Origin of the sequence: Anaerovibrio lipolyticus DSM 3074 (genome assembly GCF_900141865.1) — a bacterium.
Taxonomy (GTDB): Bacteria; Bacillota; Negativicutes; order Selenomonadales; family Selenomonadaceae; genus Anaerovibrio; species Anaerovibrio lipolyticus.
In genome coordinates, this window is record NZ_FQYW01000011.1 from 21,778 (window position 1) to 47,319 (window position 25,542).

Genomic DNA, 25,542 nt, shown 5'->3' on the forward strand with positions numbered 1-25,542 from the left:
TATTATCTACGCTTCATATAAGAAATAATATCCTGGGATACCTGCAATGGTGATAAATCCGTGGTATCCAAGGTATAATCCGCCTGGGCATACATAGGCTGGCGCTCTGCCAGCAGATCAATTATTCCCTGGCGTCTGTCTTCCATGGCGTCAAGAATAGGCCTTGTGCCCCTGGCAGAGGTTCGTTCCATGATGGAATCAACACTGGCCGCCAAGCATACAATTTTACCAGTACGTTTTAATATTTCCACATTTTCAGGGTCCTTCACAGTACCCCCTCCAGTGGATATAACCACGCTTTTCTTTGAGGCCACCTCCCGACACATTTCCTTTTCCTTTTCCCGGAAATAGGCTTCCCCATATTTTTCAAACATTTCAGGGATAGTCATAGAGTATTTTTTCTCAATGGCCTTGTCCATGTCGATAAACTTAAATCCCAGCATATTGGCCAGCATACGGCCGGTACTGGATTTGCCAACACCCATAAAACCAATTAAAACAACATTTTTTATCATAAGCCACCCTGAACCCTGTTTTTATAATTATTCATTGAACTAAGCAAATCCACCATGGCATCACCGCCAAATTTATCCAGCACAGCCTCCGTAATAACGACAGCCACCATAGCTTCCCCTACTACAGATGCAGCAGATACCGCACAGCAATCACTGCGCTCCTTGCAGGCACTGACCTCTGTTTTGGAATCAATATCCACAGAATTTAGTGGTTGCATAAGGGTTGGAATAGGCTTCATGCAAGCCTTGATGCATATTTCCTCCCCGTTGGTCATACCGCCTTCCAGGCCACCTGCCCGATTGGTTTTTCTGTAAACCTTATTATCCTTATCCAAGAACATTTCATCGTGAATCTGGCTGCCAGGAAGCTCACCGCACTGGAAGCCGGCGCCGATTTCCACGCCCTTTATAGCCTGAATTGCCATCATTGCCCATGCCAGCTTGCCGTCAAGCCGCTTGTCCCACTGAATATGACTGCCAAGGCCAAGAGGTGCGCCACGGACAATAACCTCGAAAACGCCGCCCAAGGTATCCCCGGCTTTCATAGCCTCTTGGATTTTCGCCTTCATTTTTTCCTCTGCCTCTGGGTCGTAGCAGTTAAGCTCGGAATCTCCGCTGCCAATTTTGCTTCTGTCAATATTGGCTTCATTCACGGCAATACCACCAATTTTAGTTACATGGGATACCACTTCAATACCACAGGCCTTCAAAAATTCCTTGCACAGTCCACCCACAGCCACTCTGGCTGCTGTTTCTCTGGCACTGGCACGCTCCAAAATATCCCGTGCGTCATTACGGTTATATTTCAGCACTCCAGTCAAATCCGCATGTCCCGGACGTACCGCCGTAACCTTGTCACCAAACTCAGGACCAAAAACAGACATACGATCAGTCCAGTTCTGCCAATCACGGTTCACCACCCGTAAAGTAACGGGATCACCCATGGTTTCCCCAAAACGAACACCTGAAACCACATCTGCCTTGTCTGTTTCTATCTTCATGCGTCCGCCTCGGCCGTAGCCCTGCTGGCGGCGGGCTAAATCCCTGTTTATCGCCTCAATATCTATCCTCAATCCGGCAGGAATTCCCTCCACAATAGCTGTAAGGCACTGACCATGGGATTCTCCGGAGGTCAAAAATCTAAAATTACTCATACAACACCTCATAACCGTAATTTCTTGGAAACATGTACCTTTTAATTCTATGATAAGTGTTTACATAAAGCAAGAATTTATCCCTATTTTTCGCCCATAAAGTAAAATATTGAAACATTAATATGGCACTCCAGTCCTTGTGGTGAGTATTTTATGCTAATTGCTTCGGTTTTATTATATGGTAGAGCCTGTGGCAGATTTTTCAGAAATTCCATAATGGATGCGTATTCTCCCCGTACACCCACTACAATGGGCTGTTCTATGTACTTATCACCCTTAATCACCTTGCCCGGCCTTAAGGATATTAATTCCAGCCCGTGAGCTTCAGCATGATCTTCCAGCTGTTCAATAAAGGTAACGGCCGATTCATCAGAGGGCAGCAGCCTTTCCATCAGCTGATATTCCTTGTTTATCTCCCCAATATAGGCCTCAAAATCCTCACGCTTTCTCTGAAAAGCGGTAATTGACGCCACCTGATTTTGTAAGGCACAAAGCTGCTCCCTGTTTTCCGCCCTGGTCTGTGCTACCCAGGGCAGCAAAACACAAATATTTAATATCATAATAAACAGGCCACAAGCAAAAGCAAACCCACCAATATATATTTTCATTGGCAACAATTTATAGCTGCCCCTTGCAAATAAATTCCACATCGCCCTGTTCACCCTGCTGAGTTTTTTCAATGGATAAGCCTTTCCCCAGCTTATTGATATATTTAACCAGCATACCCATATTATCTGCCCGCCCCTTTAATATAAGCTGCTTATCCTTATCGACTTTGGCTTCACTGAGAATTACCCCTTCCCCACTCCCATTGGACAAATAAACCATTATAGCGTACCCTGATAAATCCATTCCCTTGTTCCTCAGAGAATTCAGTATATTGGCTTTCCCCCTGATTGCCTCTGCCCTACTCTCTGTTTCCCTTTTAATATCATTTACATTTTCCAATAACGCCATTTGTTGCTTATAGCCATGTATTTTTTCATTCAGCTCCTGGCCCTCCCAAAATGCCGTGCCGCCAATAATCAAGGATACACAAAGATTTACAAGGAAAAACAGGATACCCACCCTTAGCCAATGCCAATTAAAAAAGCTATTGGGAACCCGCTCAAAGCAATATCCCCTCTCCCTAATATAATCACAAGCTGTAAATATAAGCTCCCTCACCACCTCAGTAATCTGCCCTTGGGAAATACCACCCCAGTCCATTTCCAAAGGCCCCTGGCTAAATGAACCTGCAATTTCTTCATGGTAGTCCATAGCCATAACCCCGGCAATAAAAAGCTCATCACGGTAATCATCAACCAACAGCTTGTAATCATCCAGAGAAATCTTTTTCAAGGTAACCACATCATCCTGATATCTATAAGCCCATTTACAATTCTCGCCGGAGTATTCCATTTCCAGCCCTATGGCCTGCCCAATTTCCTTTAATGTAACCCCTGGCATTTCCCGCTCTGTGGTAATCACTCTGTCATCGTCAATGCAGAAAATTACTTCACTGTCCTTTTGCTGCTGAAGCATCAGCCGCCCAATTAATCTGTCATGAAAATCCTCTCCAGCCTCCTTCAATGAATCAATCCATATTAAAGCAATGCTGCCGTCCCTGTAGCTTCGCAGCCCGACCATATATATGCCATCTTCCTTATGGCTAACTGCTACTATATCCCTCGCATCCCTCTGAAAAATGTTCCTGAAATTCAATTAAAACATTCCCTTCAGAACAAATTTGTCCCCTTCTTCATCCAATACCAGACTATAGCTTACCTGAGCCTTGCTGTTTTCTCTTTCTGCCACAGCCCATATTATTACCTGTCCATTCTTTTCACCTACAAACACGTGGCACTGCCCCTGTTCATTTTTCAATACGTCACCTGTGGGCTCCATTGCCCTTGACTCCATGAGGACAGCTTTGAGGAAGGCTTGGTCCTGCTCAAGCCTGTCATACTCTCTCTGGACTGCAAATTCTGCCATTTGTCGCAGCTGCTTTTGAGCGATGCTGTTATCCAACACCTTATGCTCCAGATAATTTAGCTGTCCCAAGGCTACCATTAAAAGAGATGCCGAAAATATCAGAATTATTGCTGTAAAGGAAATACTTCCCCTATCCTGCGTCATCAGCACCAGTCTCTCCTGCCCTTTCTTTAGTCCATATACAGCGGCTATAAATACTATTTTCAACTGTAACCACTCTGCCAGTAACATTATTTTCCAAAGTCACCATCATTACCACCTTATGCGGCAGAACCTTTTGGAAGGAAATATCTTTTATATTCACATACCTTGTGCTGTCATCATTGGAAACCGGCTGCCCGTTCAGCAAAAATACCCCTTTATTATTTGAAGACAAATAAAACTGAAATGTATCGTTTTCAGACCTTTTATAGTCCTGGGAGGAAAGGAGTAGCTTGTGACGATCTGCAACGCTGAGACTATCCGCGTATCTCACCTTCTGCTGAACCGTATCGGTAATAATTCTAAGCTCCTCCAGATAGGCCCATTGGCTGACGGTTTTTATATAGTTTTTTGCTAATACTCCATAGGCCGTCACCAAGGCCGTTATTAATATCATGCAAATTGGCATACATACCATTACCTCCGGCAAGGAGAAGCCCTTATCATTTCGGATTTGGAACATAGCCTATCTGTCCGCCTCCATTTCCAGCCTGTCCATATATTCCCGGAAAGCCAGCTCTTCCATAAAGCGATGCTCCATATTAACGGCATCATCATAGGCAAGGAAGCTGTATTTTATCATCCCCAGCAAGGACAGTAACAGCACTGTCAATAGTATTACATCCATAATCACAAACCCAGCATCATCTTTACTCAATTCGTATTCGCCCCACTCTGTCCACTATCACCAGCCGTTTTTTATCCCCCAGGGAAAGATTAAAGGTACAGTTCGTAGCCTCCCCATCCTTGTAAAAAACCATTTCCTGTCTATTGCAGGAAACATGAATGTCTTGGGGAAGCTTCCAGGATTCCACCCTTTTACTGCCCACACGATAATAATATCCCTGTCCCCCCGTCTTTAGCGAGAAACATGGTCCCAAGGAAAGCTCCCTATATCCTAAGGCAGAAAAATCATCTGCATTCCGTGATATTTCCCTAACATACTGTAACCGCTTTGCCAAAAATTCCGCTTCATGATCCAGCCGAAGCTGGTCCGTGAACCTTAAGGTATGAGCTGCTGTTCCAATGCCCACAGAAAGCACAGCAACTACCAGCACCACCTCAATAAGGCTAGCACCTGTATCCTCTAAAAAAGGCTTAAATAAAAATCTATAAGTTCCTCTCCATAGATAAGTCCTATGGTGCTTCCCAATACCAAAAACGGGCCAAAGGGAATAGCTTTTTTCCTTATCTTCCATAGGCTGTTCCTTCCATCCCTCGTTACCATCATCAACAAATAACAAATTACATATAACCCTCCCAAAATAAAGGAAGTATACAGCGCCGTTACTGAGGCTTGAGGGCCAAGCCATATCCCTGCTGCTGCCCCCAGCTTTACGTCTCCCATTCCAAGTCCTTCCCTGGATATATAACGTATAAGGTAGAGCAGCCCACCGAAGACAGCCGCCCCCAATAGGGCATCTCCTATATTTTTCTCCAACAGCACAACACAGCACATTATTCCCATTAGGGCCAAAATAATCACCAGGGGATTCAACAACCGCTTATAGTAATAATCCAATATTCCCAAGGGAATCATGGTGATATTAAACGTAGGGAGCAGCCACCAATCCTTAAGTGGTAAACATACCAAAAGCTCTGTCCCGGTTATTACTGCATAAAAGGCAAAAATCTCCCAGCCATGCCTTTTTAATAGCTCAAAACAGCCCATCATTCCGTACCACGTCCCGTTTTCTCCTGCCGTCCAAAATCCGCCAATCTGTGACCATCACACAGAGCCTCATTTTCCTCCACGTCTATGGTGTATTCTGAATCTGAAATTTCACCCACAGTACCATCCTTAAGCATATACTTTCCCTTTGGAGGATGAAGCTCCGTAACGTTCTTTATATAATCATCCAAATCGCCAATTGTCCCGGGATATTGTCCCGTTTCCGTGTAATACATCATAACAGCCCCATCCAAGGTCTGAAGATCTGCCTGTATTCTGGCCGTATTGGCCATTACAATGGCGTTATTGTATTTTGGTACTGCCACTGCAAGAATAATTCCTACTATAGAAATGTAGATTATCAGCTCCAGCATGGAAAATCCCGCTTCATCTCTAAACTTTTTCACCATATCCCTCTCCTTAAAAATAGGCCGTCATCAGCTCTAACATTGGCCAAACAACGCTTATTACTATAAATCCGATGATAAGGCCCAAAACCGTCACTATTACCGGCTCTGCCATGGTTTCAATTAACCGGATTTTATTCTCTGATTCCTCCAAGCACAGCTCACTGCCATGACGAAGCATAACAGAAAGCTCACCAGAGGCCTCTCCTACAGATACCATTTCCCGTATAACCTCAGGATATAAATCCCCTCTCATGCAGGCTGTAAGCCCATTTCCCCTGGCCAGCCTGCGGCCCATTTCCTGCACAGCTTCACGCAAGCATAAATTACTGCAAAGAGCCACACAGCTGTCCACAGCCTTATCAATAACTATTCCGCTCTCCAGCAGCATGGACAGTGTTCCCAGCAATACGCTCATATCCTTCATAAGCCATAGCCTGCCAAAAAACGGCAGCCTTAGCATCAATCCGTCCCCATAGCTTCCAAGCCCTTGATGGCTGCGAACTCCTCTGATTACAAATAAAATCATAATGAGTGCGGCCGCTGCCATAAAAACAACCTTCCAGGACACCTGTGAGGCACTAATCAATAATCTGGTGGTCCAGGGCAGCTCCAGGGATAAATCCCCAAATACATCAAGAATTACCGGCAACACCCCAAGAATGACAAAGGTCAGGGAGCACAGGCTCAAAAGGACCAGAAAGCCAGGATACAGCATAGCCATTCTGAAGCCCTTCTCCAATGCTTCCCTTCGCTGAAAATTGTCGGCCAGGGCACTGAAAACCCATTCCAGATTGCCTCCATATTCCCCGGCCTCCACCATAGCTATCTCCTGGGAGCTGAATTTTTTCCCGCAAGCTGTCATTGCGCTGGCCAAGGACATACCCGAGGACAGCTTCTCCTTAAGGCCTCCATCATTTCCACTTTCCCCCTCCATTATCCTCACCACCTCACCTATAGGAACCCCTGCCTTCATCATAATTGCCCCTTGACGGTAAAACTGACTTTTCTTTATTTTCTTCCAGCTGTCAGAATTATGGCCAAGCTCAAGGATTTTGAATTTTGTCTTTTCCCTTAGGCTGATAATTATCATTCCCTGGGACCGTAATTCTTCATAAACAGCCGCTCTGCCCGCTCCTTCAACAGTCCCCTGACTTCGCCTGCCCCCATCATCCAGCACAATGTAATCAAAAATTTTCATAGTGCCCTATCCAGCTTTAAAAGATTTTGGCTTCGCAGCTTTTCCAGGGCCATTTCCATGGTCTGCATACCCTGAACAGCCCCCGACTGCATTACGGACTTAAGCAGCTCATATTTCCCTTTTCTGATGATATTGGACACCGCATTGTTACCCTGCAATATTTCTACCCCACAATACAAATGTCCGTCCAGCCCCTTATACAGCTTTTGGGCACATATCCCCCTTAAGGATGATGCCAGCAAACTTCTGGCAAGATTCTGTTTCTCCGGGGAAATCATGCTTATAAATCTCTCCACTGTTTCCACCACTCCCCCCGTATGCATAGTGGCGATAACGTAATGCCCTGACGCCGCTGCACTTAAAGCCGCTTCACAGCTTTTACCATCACGCAGCTCTGCAATCATAATCACATCGGGATTCTCCCTCATGGCACTGATAATTCCACTGGGGTACCCGAGAAAATCTCCCCCCAGCTCCTGCTGGCTGAACAAGCATCTGCCCTGGGGATATATAAACTCCACCGGATCCTCCAAAGTAAGAATGTGATAGTCCTTATTTTTATTCATCTCCCCCAAAAGGGCTGCTACTGTAGTGGTTTTCCCGGCTCCCGTGGCCCCTGTTACCAATAATAGTCCATCCCTGCAATCCATGAATTGGCGGATGGCCCCAGCCTGTCCCAGCTCATTAAGAGTGGGGATTGTATGGGGCATTATTCTGAATGCGAAGGCTATCTTCCCCCGCTGACGATAAATATGCACCCGATAACGCCACCCCGAAAGCTCCCAAGTAAAATCCACCTCTTTTCTCTTTATAAATTCCTCCTGCTGGTCACGGCAGGTGATTCTGGAAAATATCTTCCATATATCCTCCTTACTGGCCACACCTTTCTTCATGGCTGAAAGCATCCCCCACTTCCTGCAGAAAACCGGAACAGCCTCCGAAATAAATACATCTGACGCTCCCCCTTGAGATGCCCCCATCAATATTTCCTCAAAATCACTCTCACAAAGTCCCATATTTCTTCCTACTCCCCTGTATATTGCTCCCTATCTCAAATTACTCACTATCTCAAATTACTCACTACATACCCGTGCGACCTCATGGATTTCCACCAGCCCCTCCTTTGCCTTTTCAATCCCATCCTCCCACATGGTTTTCATTGCAGCATTTTTTATAGCTTCCTCCAGCTCACCTATTGTAGGCCGTGAACTGATACATTGCTGCAGCTCGCTGTCAATCATCAGCACCTCCTGAATGGCCACCCTGCCCTTAATGCCACGGCCCTTGCATTTTTCACAGCCCCGACGGCGATACAGCCATAATCCCGGCTCGTAATTTGCTCCCATCCTCCTGGCAAGCTGGCTTTCCGGCAACACATCATAGGCCTCACAGCAATGGGGACATAGTCTGGGGACCAGTCGCTGAGCCACGATTCCCTTTAGGGCAATGGCCAACAAAAAAGGCTTTATCCCCATATCCAACAAGCGATAAATAACCTTGGCTGCACTTGATGTGTGGATTGTAGCAAACACCAAATGACCTGTAAGGGAGCTCTTAACCAGCATCCTGGATACCTCATCACTGCGCACCTCCCCAATTGCCAGAACATCATAATCCTGTCGCAGCACTGCCTTTAAGATATCTTCAAAATCCAGCTTTATTTTTGTATTGACCTGCACCTGATTAATTCCCTGCAGCTGATATTCCACGGGATCCTCAATGGTAACAATATTCTTGGCAGGATTATTCAGATAATGCAGTGCCCCATACAAGGTGGTTGTTTTCCCTGAATTTACCGGCCCCGCTATAATCACTGCCCCACTAGCTTCCTGGCATAAGCCCAAAAATTTAGCTTTGTTTTCCACAGAAAAGTCCAGACTGTCAATATCCATAAAGACGCCAGCCCTGTTCAAAAGCCTAAGTACAGCCTTTTCTCCATTAATGAGAGGTACTATGGACACCCGAACATCAATCTCCTTGTCCATATTTTCATAGGAAAAGCGACCATCCTGGGGCAAACGGTTCTCCGCAATATTCAACTGGCACATTATCTTAATGCGGGAAATAACGTTACTATATAGCTCCATGGGAATCTCATCATATACAGTTTCCAGCTTCCCGTCGATTCTGTAGCGTAATCTCCCTGCTATGGTGCCCGGTTCCACGTGTATATCAGAGGCATTTTGTACCAGAGCCTCCTCAACAATGCTATTAACCAGCTCCACCACCGGAGAATGGTCGTTTACGATTTTAACTGGAACAGATATAGGTGCAGGATAAGTGGTAGTGCTTCGCTTGGCAGCATCAAATAATTCTTTAAAACTTTTCCTATTTTTAATTATCATTCTAATATTCCTTTGTGGTTTTATACCTTCGCTTTTCTTTATTAATTATTTTATCATTATACAAAAATTTTTCAATACTTTTATCAAAATTCAAAATATATTTCGCATAAGAAAAAGCTGTAGCAAAAATATTACTTCCTACTACAGCTCATACAATATTATTTATGTTGTGCTCACATAGCAATCACACTGCTGTCATGGAGCATATAAAGATACCTTTCTGCCACCTTTATACCTAAAATGGATTCTGCCGCCGCTGTATACAGCTGGAGCTGAAGTCCATAACGCTTTTTCACCGCCTCAGGATTGGTATCACTGTCAGTCTTGTAATCCAGCAATACATATCTGCCATCGGCTTCCTTAAACAGCACATCTATGACGCCCTGGCTAAATATAAATTCTCCCTCCACATCATCGTAATAGTCACCAGCATTAAGCATGCGGCTAAATGGCAGCTCACGCCAAAGCTCCGAGGCATTTTTCACCCGCTGGCCAATGTCCGTTTTAAAGAAGGACACTACCCCCTTCACATTTACATAGCCCGCCTGCTCCTCCGTCATAACCTCGTTGGCCACCATGTCTGCCAGCTGGTTCTTCACATCCTTTGCGTCCAGATTACCGGACAAATCAAGATGCTGCATTACAGAGTGCATAAGAGTACCATACTCGTTGCCCTTCAACCCTGCCTTGCCCTCAGCCTCCTGAATAAATCTCGGTCGATTGAAGATATATTCCCCATGCTGGGCCGTCAGCTGCTGATTATCCCCTGGCTGCATATCATCAAATGAAATCTCTGAAAAGCGGCGCTTTAATTCAGATACAGTCAGCTTGGCCGGAACCTCCCGGGTACCACGATAATCATAATCAAGGGACAAATTATGGGCTAACTCACCAATATCTGTTTCCAGCTCTATCGGCTTGCCTACCTTCACCGTCTGAATCAACGAGTTATCCACTTCATTAAGCTGATTTACTCCGGCTATACCTTCAGCACCTATAACAGAAACCGTCCAGCGTGACTCCCTGCCCATGGCATCGGGAATAGCAGCCCTATTTTTTGTAATGCCAGAGTATTCCACCAATGGCTTACCATCAGGGTGATGGGCCACTGCACGGGCCACCCAGTCAGCGTAAGAATTAACTGACAAAAGTGTATGAACCGGCAGCACCTTGTCAGTGGTATCAATATGCTGACACCACTTGGCAGCCTGCTTTTCCAAATTACGGCATCGCCCAACCATAATCAGCTTCTCCCTGGCTCTGGTCATGGCAACATATAAAACACGCAGCTCTTCCGCCTGAAGCTCCCTCTTCCATTTTGCCTTTACTGCCTGCCTGGAAAAGGTTTCATATTTGGCCATATATTCCAGATCCACATATTTAATGCCCATGCCCAATTCTTTATGAACCAAAACATCATCAGACAGGTCCATTTTATTAAAGCCCTTGCACATATCTGCAATAAACACCACCGGGAATTCCAGTCCCTTACTTTTATGGATTGTCATTACACGAACAACATCCTCTCCTTCTCCCAGAGTTCTGGCCATGGACAGATCTGTTTCCATATCCGTCATACGCTTGATAAACCGCAGAAAACGGAACAGCCCCTGGTAATCCGTATTCTGGAACTCCTGGGCCCGGGTTACCAGCATACGCAGATTGGCCTGGCGAAGGATGCCCCCACGCAGGCTCCCCACATAATCATAGTAGCCCGTATCGCGGAAAATCTGCCAAATCAGCTCCGGCACCCCTACTTGTCTTGCCAGCTGACGCCAAATGCTTAGCTTGTTCAAAAAATCATTTATTTTCTCTTTAATATCAGTGTCCAGCCTTGATTCCGGAGTATTGGCCGCCAACATGGCGGTATACATATCCCCGTCCTTGGCGGAGGCCTTCAGCTTGGCCAAATCCGAAGCACTTAACCCCACTATAGGGGAAAACAGCACTGCTGCCAAATGAATATCCTGCTGGGCGTTATCTATAACCGACAACAGGGAGTGCATAATCTGAATCTCCATTGTCTGGAAGAAGCCCTCACTGGTGTTGGCATACACTGGAATATCATTTTGCTGAAGAATCTCCTGCAAAACATCTGCCTTATCCTTGGTAGCTCTGAGAAGAATCACCATATCCCGCCATGTCACAGGACGATACCCATTATTTTCTTTATAATCCTTATCAAAGACCATTCTACCGCTGGCCTTGATTTCCCTTATGCGATTGGCGATATACTGAGCCTCCAGCTCAAAGCCCACCAAATCCTCAACATCATCCTGATTTTCAGAAGCAATCTGGGCAGTATCAATATCATTTGCCTCATCACCATCAGAATTAGCTGTCATATCTATCAGGGCCAATTCCACATTATTTTCTACAATATCCCCAATATTAGGAGAATCATAGCCATAGGGATCCCCCTCATTAAGCATGGCCCGCTCATCATATTCAATTTCAGTTGGATTTGGGGTCATCACCTGGGCAAATACATAATTTATGGCAGAGAGAATTTCCCTGCGGCTGCGGAAATTCCGTCCCAGAGTTATAAGCTCTCCATTTTCATTATCGGCCTTTTCATATTCCTTATATTTCTTCAAAAACAAGGCTGGCTCTGATGAGCGGAACCCATAAATGCTCTGCTTAACATCCCCTACTGTAAAGGTATTGGCATTTCCATCACCGGAAATAAAGCGCACAATGAACTCCTGCACCTCATTGGTATCCTGATACTCATCCACCATAATTTCCTGATACCGCTGACGGAGCTCCAAAGCTATATCTGAAGGCTTCAGCTCTCCTGGGGCCGCCTCCGGGGAATTTAAAATCGCCAGAGCAAAATGCTCCACATCACTGAAATCCACGATATTTTTTTGTTTTTTCGCACTGCCATAGGCCTGGGAAAAATTCTTTACCAATTTTACAATAGAAGAAACATCTTCACCGGCAGCCCGCAATTCCTCTAAAAGAACATCCTCATCATCCTGCACCAGTTCATGCATTTCCTTCAGCAGGTCCTTTAGGGCATCCCTTACATTTTTAAAGGATGCTTTAACCTCCGGCTCCACCCCCTTGGAAATAGTAGGTATTCTGGGAACATCATTCATTCTGAAAAAAGCCGTATAAAGCTCATGCCATCCCTGTTGCAGGGCTCCATCTACCGATGTTATCACTTCATCAAAAAAACTCACATCTTCTTCGAATTTTCCCCGAACCTTTGGCTCCTGAAAATTAACTACAATGCTTTTCAGCTCATCAAGATATTCCCTTGCAGGCACCATGCGACAGGAAATTTCGTCCTCTATAACAGGCCACCACTTTGTGTCCTTCAAGGAAACAAAGTCACCATCCTTTGACGGATAATCCAGCTCCAGGCCACTTAACCACAAATCTGGAAAGGGCTGATTTTGGGATTTCTCATAGAGCTTCAGCACAATATCATAAAGGGCAGAATCTCCCCTGACAGTACCGTATTTATCTGCAAATCGCTGCAGTGCTTCATCTCCCTCAGCGTATTTTGCCTCAAACATGTCCTCCAGCACATCCTGTTGGAGAATAACCAGTTCATTTTCATTGGCAATGCGAAACTTAGGGTCAATATCTATGGCATTAAAATTGTTTTTTACCACAGTCTGGCAGAAGGAATCAATGGTGGAAATGGAGGCTCCGGATAAGAGAATCAGCTGGCGCTCCAGACGTCTCACCATATTTCTGTCTGCATTTTTTTGTTCCAATTCCTGGGCAATGGCACCTTGCAGCCTTTTCTTTATACGCTGCTTCATTTCCTCCGCCGCAGCTCTGGTAAAAGTAACCACCAGCAGTCTGTCCACATCCCAGGCGTTATTATCTTTTTCAGGGTCTCTGAGCAGATGGGACACCACCCTTTCCACCAGCACTGCTGTCTTGCCGGAGCCCGCCGCTGCAGAAACCAGAATATTCTTTTCATCATTATTTATGGCTAATTTTTGCTCCTGCGACCATTCCATGGCTATTCCTCCTTCCCTTCAAAATTTTGGTCATGATTTCCAATAATTTCACCCTTGACCCTTTCAGTTATCGCTTCCATAAGCTCCGCCTCGCTACCGTCAATACGGCGATAATCATAGCCCTCCAGCCTTGGGTCAAAGCCACAAAGGGGATGATACTTACAATAGGTGCAAGGGGTTATTTTGTCCTTCTTATATGGCTTAATATCAATACTGCCATCCATTATATTCTCGCCGGTATCCTTAAACACAAGCTCAATATATGCCATAAGCAGTTCAAAATCCTCACTGCTTTTCAGCATTTTCAAACTTTTGTCGTTAAAGGACCTATTTTCCCCTTTACCCTTATAGGCAATTTTCAAGAACCGGCTCTTATTATCAGTATATAGGGTATTGTCAATTTGCTCCGCAATATCCTTATCCAGAAGCACCCAGCCAGGCATTTTTAGCGCCTTGTCCAATGCTTCCCGTAATTTTTCCGGGTCATGACTGTGATTGTCCATTGGGAAAATAGGACGCTTAAGGAAATAATACAGCATTCCCGCCGGCAGCATCTGGTTATCCTGGTCTTTCCCCCTGTTCATAAGCTGACTTACCACCAGCAAATAGGTTAGAAGCTGCAGCTTCAGGCCATAATATACATCCACCAAATTAATGGCGGCACTACCCGTCTTGTAATCAACAATCATAAAATGACTGCCTTGTTCATTCACATCAATGCGGTCAATCTGTCCCTTCAGCTCCAGACGATTATTATCGTGAAGCTGATATACTAAATCCAGAGTATCCGCCGGGCCATTGTGGCCTCCAAATGACCTTTCAAAATAATTAGGATGGAACTTGCTCACCTGATCAAATTCCCCCAATCTCCTTAGGGTAAAACGGGCAGTGGTCTCCAACCGGGAAAGCTGGTTCTCCAGCTGATTTGTGGAATAAAGCATGCCGTTATTAAGCCGTGGTGCCAGCCTATGAATTATCTCATGACAAATCCTGTCACGTTCCTCCCCCTGAATATCACACCAGCGTCGGCCCTCCTTTTTCAAGGCTTCACCGTACTCCTTCAAAACTGCATGGAGCAGGGTTCCCAGCTCCGGACTGCTGAAGCGATTAATTTTTCGCTCCTTTAAATTCAGTCCATATTTGGCAAAAAACTGGAACGGGCATCTGTTATATAGCTCAAACTTGGTTACGGAGCCCCGCAAAATTCCCTTAACCGTATAAAGCGCCTTTGCGATATCCCGTGGTAATTTTTCCAGACGTGGATTCATAAAAAGTCCCCGACGTACTAATTCCACCAGCTTTTCTGTATCCTCTCCCTGTAAAAGGCAATTATATACCTTCTGCCACAGCTCCGGCAGCTCGCCCTCATCCCTGAGCCTTCTAAGGGCAACAGCCAAGTATGACAAGGACTGGCGCTTATGGGTCAGCATTTTCAGCTGCTGCTCCTCCGTAAAGCTGTTAATCCAGTCCAATGGTATGGTTCTTACCCCCTTATCTGGCAACAGGGACTTAATCTTGCCCACAATCTCCGCTCCCATCAGAGCTTCATCAGAGGGGGATGACAGAGCATAGGATACCCACATATACTCCCTGGCCTGGGTGAAGGCCTTGTAAATTAAATAATTCTCATTGAAGCTAGCTTCCTCCCCCAGTACCGACAATTCAATAATATTTTTTTGGTTTATATGCACACGGTCCGCATCGGACAGAACCGTATTTTCCACAGAACGCCTTGGCATGCTTCCTGCATTTGCTCCCAGAATATACACAGCCTTTATATTATCCAGTGCATTTTGGTCAAAGGATGCGATATTGACATAATCCAGTCCCGGAGGAATAAGGGCCATTTTCAGAGAGGAAAAGCCCTCCTCCAAAAGCTGACGCAGCTCGCCTATACTCATTTTGGAATCGCCAGTAACTTCCACCAGCTGGTCCAGCAATTCCATAATGTCATTCCACACCTGCTGATGCTCCCTGGCCACGTCAAGATTACCGCTTTTTTCTGCCTGGTCCGACTTCTCCTGCAAAATTTTGGGCACCTCAATAGCCACCAAGAAATGATAGATAGCCTGTATCATATCCCGGGTGGTGTCAGCCTGCTTCAAGTCATCCTGAAGTATGCCCAAGGGCTCTGCCACCTGGCGACGCAGCTGGTCTGCTGTGGCTGCCCTCAATTTTTCCTTGTCATCAATTCTTTCATCCTCTTCATCAATGGAATAGCGTGGATAAAAATCCCATGGCTCCTCCCGCCGCCAAACCTTGCTGCCCTTTAAATTAAACTCCAGACAGTAATTCTCCAAAAGGTCTATCTGCTGGGCTGTAAGGCGGAAGAAGCCAGCTTTTATGCAGCAGAATAAATCATCATAGCCCCATCCCTCTGTAGCTCCAATAGCAGAACGGATAAGCTCTGCCACCGGATGATTGGCACATTGACGTTTCTTATCCCGAAAGAAAGGTATGTCATAGTCCTTAAACACAAAGCTTATAAGCTCTCCATAGGATTCCTCATCCCGTATGAGAACGCCAATGTCGCGCCACTTATATCCCCTGTCCCTGACAAGGCCAATAATATCCGCAGCTGCCGCCTCAACCTCCAGCCTACAGGTAGCTGCCTCCACTAAAGAAATTTCCCCGTCACCATCCACTGGCTGAATAATACGCTTGTCAAAGCACGCCTCCAAGGCCTTAAGTGCTGGATTAGTATAGCGCTTCGTCTCTGAAAAATGCTGATAATTAACGGGAATATCAAACTTTGCTGCCAGCCCTTGCAGGCGATTACAGCTGATATAGGCGCGGTTAAACAGTCCGGAGGCCTCCCTATTGGCCCACTGCCCCTGGGCTGTATTCATATCATCCATATTGAAGGTAACATGAATATTGGCACCATACTGAAACAATCCCTCCAGCACCTGAAGCTCCAGAGGATTAAAAAACAGGAAGCCATCCAGCCAAATATCTGCCCCAGCCACCATTTTTGACATGGGCAGTCTTTCCACCAGGATGCTCATGATATCCTTACCATCTGTATAGCTGCCCTCCATAGCCCTGTTATACTCACCATAGAGCAGCGACAGATCTGCCAGCTTATGGCCAAGTCTGCTATCCTCCATGCTATCACCAGCTTCAGCAAGCTGCTCAGGGGTTATGCCGTATCCCTTAAATTCATTGATAATTCCACTAAGCACATTAGCGAAGCCCCGCTGACGTGATGCCCGACCAAACACCTTTAGTTCATTATAATGCTTATCCAAAATACGCTTCAGAAGCAGTTGGCGTCCCATATCAGTGATACCCTGCTCCAAACCGCCACCAGTTTCCTGCAGCACCTGATAAGCAAAGCGCTTAAAGCCATACACCTGACAACGCATATAACCACGGCCCTGCTCTTCCATCATGGCTGACAGCTGACGCTCAACTTTATATGTCATGTGCTCCGGCAACAGCAAAATAATAGCAGACCCCAGTGGTCTTTCCACCAGTTCCTTCTTTATCTGCTCCAATACATACAATGTCTTGCCACTGCCGGCCCTGCCTGTAATAATCTCCAGCATTTTCTCTCCCCCTTTATCCCCAAGGGATTATCTTTAATATATATAATACATATCAAAGTAAGGCCTGTAAAATTTAGAAGCATAAAAAAAGGACCAGCACTACTGATCCTAATTTTTATTTTTAATTGGAAACCGTTCCCTCGTATTCAGTTGGCTCTGCCACTCTCATCATGGTACGTCCGCACTTGCATTCGTCATCAATACGCATCACCGCATGACCAGTACGCAAACGGAAAATCGGCATGGCTTCATTGGCAAGGGAGGTTAGTACCAGCTCCCCTACACGATGGGGTTCATCAATTACCTTGTCACGGCCAAATTCCACAATCTCAGGATAGAAATAATCCTCCTGAATATGGAACCCCCTATCATCCGGACAATGATACATAATCCCGGCACAGCCAAATCCCGGCGAATTGTAAACCGTGTTGGTCTTAACATTCATGCGGCGTTCCAAATAGGCACGCATCGGATTATGCAGTGTTTCCTCCAAGCATACAATGGAAGGAAGATAAAGATCCTGGGCATTTTCCCCATCTGCCTGAAGCTTTACTATAAACTGCGTAACCATACGGAAATCGCTGATAAGTACATCCACATGACATCTGGTCATAAGCTCCACAATATTGTCCATATTGCTGCCCATAAGCATAACCGATGCCCCAATCCCCTCCAGAGCATACTGGACATCCATCAGCCGGCTGTCAGAGGCCTCGCCCAAAATCCCCACCACGGTGGTATCGTTAATACCGTAGGTCACCAGTATTCTGGTCATCATTTCCATCTGACGTGCCACATCTCCACTGGTGTACATCTTAATGAAGGTCTCTGCGTCTCCCTGCCTGGAAATACGCAGAACACCACTCAATGGCATGGTAAGCAAATCAAAAACGGATACTTCCTTCAGTACATTTCGCTCCGTAAATGGCAATTTTTGAATGTCCCCCAAAGACTGTATATCCTCAGGGCACACTCCAGCTTTTTCAAACAGCTGCTGATAAAAGGCACTTTTTTCTTGAGCCCACTTCACCCGCTTCTTCAGCGCCTCCAGCTGAAGCTTTTCCAGCTGGCTCCGTTCCATGGTCTCTATTCTTGGATTTGCAATCATCATAATCTCTCTTTCCCAGTGCCAATAACGCAAACATCAGGTAAGTGGCTTCTGATAGAAGAATGGCTGGAAGCTTGTGTAGCCCAGCTTGCGGAAGTTCAGAATAGCCTCAGTAGCACCAACAAACAAAATTCCGCCCGGCTTCAATGCCTTGAAGAAGTTGGCATAAAGCTGGTCCTTTGCCTCCTCGGTGAAATAAATAACAACATTGCGACAAAGAATAAGATCAAAGCCACTTTCAAAGTTATCCTTTAAGAGGTTATGGCGTTTGAATTCAATGCAATCCTTAATCTCCTGAGAAACCAGATACTTGTCACCATTATGGGTGAAGTACTTTCTCTTGCGTTCCGGATCTATAGCCTTCAGCTCATTTTCAGTGTATTCACCTTTTTTGGCCTTGCCTAAAATCTCAATATCCAAGTCAGTGGCCAAAATGCGATGACGGGTAGTCGGCGTCAGAGTCTTCATAATCATAGCCAGAGAATACGGCTCAGCACCGATAGAACAGCCGGCACTCCAAATATTCAGCTTGCTGCTGCGCTTTAACAAGTCCGGGATAACATCTGTTTCCAATTTGGCAAATTTATCCGGAGTGCGGAAAAACTCAGATACGTTAATGGTCAGATACTCAATGAATGCGGCAAATTCATCGTGATCCTGTACTACCTTGTCGAAATATCCGGAATAAGTATTAAAGCCGTTTCTTTTGGCAAGGTTCATAATGCGGCGCTGCATCTGTGGCGCTTTATACAAATCCAAGTCTATTTCAGTCTTTGCCTTTAATTTTCCTTTGAATTCTGTCCAATCCCGTTCTTCTGTCATATCAATCCCTCCAAACAGTTATACATGTTTAATATTTTATATTCCACTTAAAATCCAAAAATCCTCTATATTTTTTAAAATATGTTTATAACGCCATTGTTCAAATTTTTCTTCTTTAGAAGAAAAATCTTCCAATTAGCGTTTCCCTTACAGGACTAGCTTCGCGTCGCAACGAGCTGGGATATATGCTCACCAGCTATTGTAGTTTGTTTTCCCCACCTAAAGAGGTAGGGGACATTTTAAAGCTCGTTATTATCCTTCCACATAATGGCTGAAGCTGCCAATTACCAGCTGTGGAAATTCCTTTTTCAGCTCTGATAAGAATTTTCTGGTGCCCACAAATGGTGTTTTCTGCTCCGGCATTATATCGAGGAACGCATCAGGGTCAATATTAAGATTACGCACCTGTATCATCTGCACAGGCAGCTCCCTAAAGAATTCCTTCCAGGCTGCCAGTTCATCCTCCCGATCATTAAAGCCCGGGAAGTACAGCATATTTAATGACACATAAATATCATGATCCAACGCATAGCGTATAGATTCCTTTACATTATCCAGCTTATAATTGCTGCGGTAATAGGCATCATAGCTTTTAGGGATGGCACTGATAATACTGACGCGCATGGTATCCAGCCCCGCATCCACAATCTGCTTTATCCCCTCGGTGTACCCCGCATTGGTATTAATATTTATCTGTCCCTTGCTGGTCCTTTCACGAATCAGCTTAATACCCGCAGAAATATTAACCGCCGCCAGGGATGGCTCTCCCTCACAGCCCTGACCAAAGCTGATAATACCCTCGGGAGCATTTTCCAGATGATAAATTCCCAGCTCAGCAATCTGCTCAGCCGTTGGCCGGAACTTTATACGGCTCTGGGGGGAAGGACAGCACTCTGCTGGCTGCAAGGATATACAGCCAAAGCAGTTGGCATTACATACAGGTGATGTAGGAATACCACACTCCCAACGGCGATAAAAAATATTTTCTGCCGTACAGCAATGCCATTCCAATGAACAGTTAGCCAGATGGTCAATAAGGGGATTATTCGGCAAATCCTTTTTAACCTGTTTTACCAGACGCTTCAAGTTCTTGGTATTGTAATGCTCAGGGTCCCATTTGTAATTTTCATCAGTATAAATAGCCGTCCCGTAGAGCTGGTCCTTATATACACATACCGCCGTATAGCCATATAAAGGCAGCCGACTGGCATTCTCATCCAGTTGAAAGGCCGGCATCATGGTACGGGTATACCCCGCTGGCAAAATTGCCGACACCGCATTGCCTGTCAATGTCAGCACCTCGCCCTCCTGACTCATGCCCACCGCCTGACGGTCCGGCAGAAACATCAAATCAGCACTCTCCGGCAGGGGAATCAAATCCTCAGGAGTAAGAAGACGCAGCTCGTCGCCCTCACGGCCCATGGCCAAAATGCCGGGAGCATCAAAGATTTCTCCGTTTTCATCTGCATAAAGAGCGATAATAGGCTCCCTTTTATTCCTTGCCATCCTCTGCCGCCTCCTTCACTTCACCAAATCCGACTTCATTTCCTACAGCTTCTGCACTTCCGGCCTCTGCCCCGTCCTTATCCCCGTCAACCGGCTTTTCCTTCCAGTTCTTCTTTTCCTTCTTCTGCTTTTTCGGATTGTATTTGTTCATGGCGTTATCAATACTCTCAGTTACCATGCACTCTATGGCTGGAACAAGATATTTGATGGCCTCCTGAATTTTTGGCACATCCTCCTCCGGGAAATTTGCCAACACGTGATTTACCACAGTCCACCCTGGTAAAGGACGACCCACGCCGATACGCACCCTGCCAAAATTCTCATCCCCCACATGGGCAATGGTGGACTTAATACCATTGTGACCACCAGCACTGCCCTTTTTACGGATGCGGATAGTACCAGCTGGAATATCCATATCATCGTGACACACAATAAGGTCCTGGGGCTCCAGCTTGTACCAGCGCATCAATGGTCCGATACACTCACCGCTGTTATTCATATATGTCTGGGGCTTTACCAAAAGCACCTTTTCCGTGCCTATTCTGGCCTCTGCCACCAGTCCCTTTTCCTTTTCCTTCCAAGGCTCTGCCCCTAATGCCTCAGCCAGGGCATCCACCATCATCCAGCCCACATTATGACGGGACTTGGCATATTCCACTCCTGGATTACCCAATCCAGCAATTAACTTCATGAAACAAAATCTCCTTATATGACAATCAATTTAACGCAAATACATGTAGATTATACATTATTACAGCCCTTTTGGCTAATATCCTTGACTAATAGCGTATAATTATTAATGTAATAAAAACTGCAAAGTGGAGGACTATATGCATCAATACTTATTTTACATAGGGGATTTCCCCGTAAGAGCCTACGGCCTTGTCCTTAGCCTCAGTATTATTTTAGCAACAGGCGTTGGCTATTTCCTCGCCAAGCAGGACGGCCGCTACCACAATCATGTGGTGGATCTGGGCATTTACTGCGGTTTAAGCGGACTCTTGGGTGCCAGACTTTGGGACGTGTTCTTTTTTGACTGGGACTATTACAGCCATCACCTTACGGAAATACTGAATGTTTGGCAGGGAGGTATGGCCATTCAGGGTGGTGTTATTCTGGGTGTAGCCGTGGGAATTCTGTACTGCCGTCGCCACAGCATCGATATATTGGCCATGATGGACATAAGTGCCCCAGCCATTATCTTTGGTCAGGGTCTGGGACGCTGTGCCAATCTTTTAAACGGCGATGCCTTTGGTGCCCCTACAGGGGGAAGCTTTGGTATAATTTACCCCTCAACCACTCTTGCTCATCATACCTACGGTAACCAGCCCCTGTGGCCTGCTGAAATCTGGGAGGGACAGCTGGATTTCGTTATTTTTGCCATTCTCCTGCTGTTTCGCGCTTATCCCCATGTAAGGGGCCAGGCCTTTTCCCTTTATGTAATGCTATACTGTGCAGCAAGATTTTTCCTGGAATTTCTACGGGGAGATTATGCCGCTCCCGTATTGGGGCTCTTTACCTCTGCCCAAATGACCAGCATTACCGGCTTTACACTTGCCCTCATCTGCTTCATAGCCCTGCAAATCAAGGGACATAAGGACAAAAAGACTGACAGTACGTCAAAACCTGAATCAAAGGTATAACACTTATTTACATTTTCTTTACTATAAAAACCATTTATTGTATAATTATGTAGATGAAATATGTTATGAAAGGGGTAGCTTACTTGAGTATAATCGCCCGTCACCTTACAGTTGATATGTACAAATGCAAGAATTCCTGCTTTGAAGATGTGCAGGCCTTACAGTCTACATTAAAAACTCTGCTGATGGAAAGCAATCTTGATATTTTGTCTTCCACCGGCCAGATTATGTCAGATGACCATATTGCAATTATTCTGCTTTTTGATGAAGGACACATTACCGTCCATGCCTTTCCTGAGCTTCAGTACGTTTCCGCAGATGCTTTTATTTGCGAGGAAGACGCCGCACCAGAGGAGATTTTCAGCTCCATACGAAAGCTCTTTAAGCCGGAGAAAACAAAAACCACTATCCTTAAACGTGGAGATTTTGGTACAAACACTGACATGAAGCCAAAAACTAAAACAAAGGTTGCTCCGCTCCGTCGTATTCACAATACCGGCAGCAAGGTTATCAATATGCTGAAAAGCAAGGACGACAAAAAAAAGAATTAATTTGCAAAATTCACATATTTACAAAAAACTCCTGATACCCCAGGAGTTTTTTTGTGCCCTGTTTTATGTATACATTAAAACATAAGACAAATCACTAAACAAAATAGCCTTTTAAAGGTATAATAGTGAATGTACTTTTTATTGCAGGAGGTTTTTATGGAGAAACCACGTCTGGGACATATTCATTTTTTAAATGTATTGCCTATCACCTACAGTCTGACACAATGTGGCTATGGAGAAGGTATTGATATAAAGGGTGGCGTCCCTTCTGTTATGAATAACGACCTGATAAACAATCGGCTGGATGCCAGTGAAGTATCCTCCATTGTTTATGCCAGAAATTTTGATAAGCTGCTTATTCTGCCGGATTTATGTGTACGGGCTGACGGGCCTGTACGGAGTATTATTTTGGTGTCAAAAAAGCCAATTACGGAAATCAATCAGGACAGGATTGTGCTCACTGCCCAATCCGCTACTTCCCATGTACTGCTGAAGATTATCCTGAACAAGTCCTATGACGCCACCCCGGAATACTGTGTGCGACACCTTACCCCGGACAATCCGGTTCCCGATGACTGTACAGCAGCCTTATTGATTGGTGACGATGCCCTTAACGTATATCATCATAAGAACAAGGACAAGTTCTACTATTACGATATGGGTGTGGAATGGAAGAAGCTCACCGGCCGGTGCATGGTTTACGCAGTATGGGCTGTTCATAAGGACTTTGCCCAAAATAACCCGGAGGCACTTCAGCTCCTCCACGAAAGACTCTACAAGGGTCTTCGTCACGGCTACGCCCACAAGGCTGACGCCATAAATTCCATTTTGGACTCCAAGCCCTTTACCTTCCAGCAGTTGGATGAGTATCTGGAGGTCATAAAGTGGAATCTTACGGAAGAATACCTTGACAACCTTATGATATTCTACAAATACGCCTACGAAATGGGCCTTATCCCCCGTATGCCAAAGCTGAAGCTGGCTGAGGTGGAGCTGTAAGATCAGCGTCCCATGCTGGGCACACACAAAAAGACGGAGGCAACGTGTCCCCGTCTTTTTTGCATGGTTATAGTGCATTGCTCAAAGCATGGATATTTTCTTTTTCCGATTTATTTGTTAAATCATGGATTGCATAATTTATATTGATTCAATTTCCACGCTAAAAATTAGTGCCCTTTAGCTTCTATGTCAACAACTGTCAAAATCGGCAGTTGTCTTTTTTATTCGGGGCCGCTAGTGCTTCAATGATGTTATAGGCACTACATAAACCCCATCTTGGCGGCGATAAGCAGCATTTGAAAGTCCACAGAGAACGCACAGGAATTTTGGAACTTTATCCTTATTGTCCTTGGCAATTTTATCCCGTATAGATAATAGATTTTCCGCTGCACCATCTATTTGGTTCGCTCCCAGCTTGATTTCGAAGGCCCCCCATTCTCCATTGGGCATTTCTATCACAGCATCGATTTCCTTTTCTTTATAATCCTGATAATGGAATAATTTTCCCCCATAATAATTGGCATAAATCCACAAATCCCTTTCACAAAGGGCTTCAAACAAAAAGCCCATGGTTTTCAAATCACCTATCAACCGTTCCTCATTCAGCCCCAAAAGACTGCACGCTATTGATGGATCTGTCAGATGACGCTTGCCGGCCTGCTTCACCCTGACCGATGAACGCACACTTGGACTAAAGGCTGGCTGGTCCTCAACCACATATAATCTCCGAAACACATCCAAATAAGAAGCTATTGTCGGCTCGCTAATATCTTCTCCTTCAACATCCTTTATATCTTTTCTAAGCACCTTATTGGATACAGTTGTTGATTCATTTCTTGCAAGAGATTTAAGCAATTTAATCATCTTGGAGCTGTCCCTCTTTATTTCATCAAGGCGGTTAGCACCATCATCAATTATGGCATTGATATATCCATTTGGAAGCAAAACAGCTTTTTCGTAAGGAACAGCCAAGCTTCTGGGCCATCCCCCACGCACTATGTATCTTGCCAGACTCTCCAATTTTATTTCACCTGTAAGCTGGGATTCCATATGTCCCTCAAACAAGTCCTGCAAGGAAACTTTACCATCGGAGTCTCCCGATTCCCACAGGGACATGGTACGCATACGGATAGGAGCAATGCGTCCGGCCCCGCTGTGCATAACACCTTTTCGCATAGGTGTGGAAGATCCGGTCAAAATAAATTGTCCCTGCTCGTCCCTCGCATCCACTTCATATCTGACCGCATCCCAAATAGCCGGAACCTCCTGCCATTCATCAATCAGCCTTGGAGCCTCCCCTTTGAGAACCATAGTTGGGTCTAATTGAGCCAATGAGCGGTTTTGGAAGTTGTTGGATGGGTCCCCCAACAAGAATTGGCTTTTGCTGTGAAATGCAGATGTCCACGTCTTGCCACACCATTTTGGCCCTTCGATGCAAACCGCTCCGAAGGCCTGAAGATAATCCTCTACAGTGCTGTCAATTATCCGCGGGCGGTATTTCCTGTTTTCCATTTTCTCACCTCTATTTTATCATATTTACCATTTTTATCAGATTTACAATTCCAATTTTAGCAGATTAGTAATTTCTATTTTAGTATATTTACCGTTTTTATTTTGTCATATTTACTGTTTTCATTTTATTATATTTACCGTTTTCATTTTATCATGAGTTGATTTTAATATCCATGTATATTTTGTACAATCATAATCATCTTGCCAACATATAGTCCTTTTCTTCTAAATAAATCAAAAAAGCAAATCAAGGCCATTGGGCACGGTTTCTGCGGTCCTCATGGGTGGTTATGGCGGAAGCCGCCCAAGGCAACCGGGGCGTAAATTGTGGCCTCAGCTACAGCTTCCAATACAAAAAATGCAGGGGCATTGACTAACATAGTCAACTGCTCCCTGCT

23 protein-coding genes are annotated in these 25,542 nt (G+C 45.2%); 3 read left to right on the forward strand and 20 right to left on the reverse strand.

The window, feature by feature from the left end:
• Positions 1 to 2: 2 nt before the first annotated feature.
• The 19 genes from B6K08_RS07055 to pth all read right to left on the reverse strand — a co-directional run bounded on the left by B6K08_RS07055 (position 3) and on the right by pth (position 21,130).
• On the reverse strand, positions 3 to 512 hold the full coding sequence (locus B6K08_RS07055; RefSeq protein WP_080325833.1) for a shikimate kinase: 510 nt from the start codon (positions 510 to 512) through the stop codon (positions 3 to 5).
• Positions 512 to 1,669: a chorismate synthase gene (gene aroC, locus B6K08_RS07060; protein ID WP_080325800.1), complete on the reverse strand. Its 1,158-nt coding sequence runs from the start codon at positions 1,667 to 1,669 to the stop codon at positions 512 to 514. The genes B6K08_RS07055 and aroC overlap by 1 nt, the downstream gene beginning before the upstream one ends.
• Positions 1,670 to 1,752: 83 nt before the next feature.
• Positions 1,753 to 2,319 (reverse strand): type IV pilus inner membrane component PilO, encoded by a 567-nt coding sequence (locus B6K08_RS07065; RefSeq protein WP_080325801.1) that lies wholly within the window; start codon positions 2,317 to 2,319, stop codon positions 1,753 to 1,755.
• Positions 2,288 to 3,373 carry a hypothetical protein gene (locus tag B6K08_RS07070; RefSeq protein WP_080325802.1) on the reverse strand — a complete coding sequence of 362 codons (1,086 nt, stop codon included), beginning with the start codon at positions 3,371 to 3,373 and terminating at the stop codon, positions 2,288 to 2,290. The genes B6K08_RS07065 and B6K08_RS07070 overlap by 32 nt, the downstream gene beginning before the upstream one ends.
• The gene (locus B6K08_RS07075; protein WP_080325803.1) at positions 3,374 to 3,787 is read right to left on the reverse strand and encodes a hypothetical protein; all 414 of its coding nucleotides are present in this window, start codon (positions 3,785 to 3,787) and stop codon (positions 3,374 to 3,376) included.
• A complete protein-coding gene (locus B6K08_RS07080; RefSeq protein ID WP_080325804.1) occupies positions 3,774 to 4,307 on the reverse strand; it encodes a PilW family protein in 534 nt (177 codons plus the stop codon). The genes B6K08_RS07075 and B6K08_RS07080 overlap by 14 nt, the downstream gene beginning before the upstream one ends.
• A gap of 3 nt (positions 4,308 to 4,310) precedes the next feature.
• On the reverse strand, positions 4,311 to 4,502 hold the full coding sequence (locus B6K08_RS07085) for a hypothetical protein (RefSeq protein ID WP_039206019.1): 192 nt from the start codon (positions 4,500 to 4,502) through the stop codon (positions 4,311 to 4,313).
• A complete protein-coding gene (locus B6K08_RS07090; protein WP_159446730.1) occupies positions 4,495 to 4,902 on the reverse strand; it encodes a hypothetical protein in 408 nt (135 codons plus the stop codon). Before B6K08_RS07090 ends, B6K08_RS07085 begins: the two co-directional genes overlap by 8 nt.
• Before the next feature lie 29 nt (positions 4,903 to 4,931).
• Positions 4,932 to 5,519 (reverse strand): prepilin peptidase, encoded by a 588-nt coding sequence (locus tag B6K08_RS07095; RefSeq protein WP_080325806.1) that lies wholly within the window; start codon positions 5,517 to 5,519, stop codon positions 4,932 to 4,934.
• The gene (locus B6K08_RS07100; RefSeq protein ID WP_080325807.1) at positions 5,516 to 5,926 is read right to left on the reverse strand and encodes a prepilin-type N-terminal cleavage/methylation domain-containing protein; all 411 of its coding nucleotides are present in this window, start codon (positions 5,924 to 5,926) and stop codon (positions 5,516 to 5,518) included. The genes B6K08_RS07095 and B6K08_RS07100 overlap by 4 nt, the downstream gene beginning before the upstream one ends.
• A 10-nt stretch (positions 5,927 to 5,936) precedes the next feature.
• Entirely contained in the window at positions 5,937 to 7,124 is a 1,188-nt protein-coding gene (locus tag B6K08_RS07105; protein ID WP_080325808.1) for a type II secretion system F family protein, read from the reverse strand.
• Positions 7,121 to 8,140, reverse strand: coding sequence for a type IV pilus twitching motility protein PilT (locus tag B6K08_RS07110; RefSeq protein WP_080325809.1), 1,020 nt, complete (start codon positions 8,138 to 8,140; stop codon positions 7,121 to 7,123). Before B6K08_RS07110 ends, B6K08_RS07105 begins: the two co-directional genes overlap by 4 nt.
• A 57-nt stretch (positions 8,141 to 8,197) precedes the next feature.
• Complete coding sequence (locus tag B6K08_RS07115; RefSeq protein WP_080325810.1) at positions 8,198 to 9,469, reverse strand: GspE/PulE family protein; 1,272 nt, start codon at positions 9,467 to 9,469, stop codon at positions 8,198 to 8,200.
• 173 nt (positions 9,470 to 9,642) lie between these two features.
• Positions 9,643 to 13,452 (reverse strand): helicase-exonuclease AddAB subunit AddA, encoded by a 3,810-nt coding sequence (gene addA, locus B6K08_RS07120; RefSeq protein WP_080325811.1) that lies wholly within the window; start codon positions 13,450 to 13,452, stop codon positions 9,643 to 9,645.
• Between the two features lie 2 nt (positions 13,453 to 13,454).
• On the reverse strand, positions 13,455 to 17,003 hold the full coding sequence (gene addB, locus B6K08_RS07125; protein ID WP_080325812.1) for a helicase-exonuclease AddAB subunit AddB: 3,549 nt from the start codon (positions 17,001 to 17,003) through the stop codon (positions 13,455 to 13,457).
• 121 nt (positions 17,004 to 17,124) lie between these two features.
• Positions 17,125 to 18,114: a phenylacetate--CoA ligase family protein gene (locus tag B6K08_RS07130; protein WP_143254864.1), complete on the reverse strand. Its 990-nt coding sequence runs from the start codon at positions 18,112 to 18,114 to the stop codon at positions 17,125 to 17,127.
• Positions 18,115 to 18,147: 33 nt separating this feature from the next.
• Positions 18,148 to 18,933: a CheR family methyltransferase gene (locus B6K08_RS07135; protein WP_080325814.1), complete on the reverse strand. Its 786-nt coding sequence runs from the start codon at positions 18,931 to 18,933 to the stop codon at positions 18,148 to 18,150.
• A gap of 252 nt (positions 18,934 to 19,185) precedes the next feature.
• Positions 19,186 to 20,439, reverse strand: coding sequence for a radical SAM family protein (locus tag B6K08_RS07140; protein WP_080325815.1), 1,254 nt, complete (start codon positions 20,437 to 20,439; stop codon positions 19,186 to 19,188).
• A complete protein-coding gene (pth, locus tag B6K08_RS07145) occupies positions 20,426 to 21,130 on the reverse strand; it encodes an aminoacyl-tRNA hydrolase (RefSeq protein WP_080325816.1) in 705 nt (234 codons plus the stop codon). The genes B6K08_RS07140 and pth overlap by 14 nt, the downstream gene beginning before the upstream one ends.
• A gap of 139 nt (positions 21,131 to 21,269) precedes the next feature.
• Here pth and lgt point away from each other — a divergent pair, with 139 nt between their 5' ends.
• The 3 genes from lgt to B6K08_RS07160 all read left to right on the forward strand — a co-directional run bounded on the left by lgt (position 21,270) and on the right by B6K08_RS07160 (position 23,632).
• On the forward strand, positions 21,270 to 22,082 hold the full coding sequence (lgt, locus tag B6K08_RS07150; RefSeq protein WP_080325817.1) for a prolipoprotein diacylglyceryl transferase: 813 nt from the start codon (positions 21,270 to 21,272) through the stop codon (positions 22,080 to 22,082).
• An 83-nt stretch (positions 22,083 to 22,165) separates the two neighbouring features.
• Positions 22,166 to 22,633 (forward strand): adenosylmethionine decarboxylase, encoded by a 468-nt coding sequence (speD, locus tag B6K08_RS07155; RefSeq protein ID WP_039206028.1) that lies wholly within the window; start codon positions 22,166 to 22,168, stop codon positions 22,631 to 22,633.
• A 156-nt stretch (positions 22,634 to 22,789) separates the two neighbouring features.
• Entirely contained in the window at positions 22,790 to 23,632 is an 843-nt protein-coding gene (locus B6K08_RS07160; protein WP_080325818.1) for a menaquinone biosynthetic enzyme MqnA/MqnD family protein, read from the forward strand.
• Between the two features lie 234 nt (positions 23,633 to 23,866).
• Here the strand turns inward: B6K08_RS07160 and B6K08_RS07165 are convergent, their stop codons facing one another.
• A complete protein-coding gene (locus B6K08_RS07165) occupies positions 23,867 to 25,144 on the reverse strand; it encodes an ATP-binding protein (protein WP_080325819.1) in 1,278 nt (425 codons plus the stop codon).
• Positions 25,145 to 25,542: the final 398 nt, after the last annotated feature.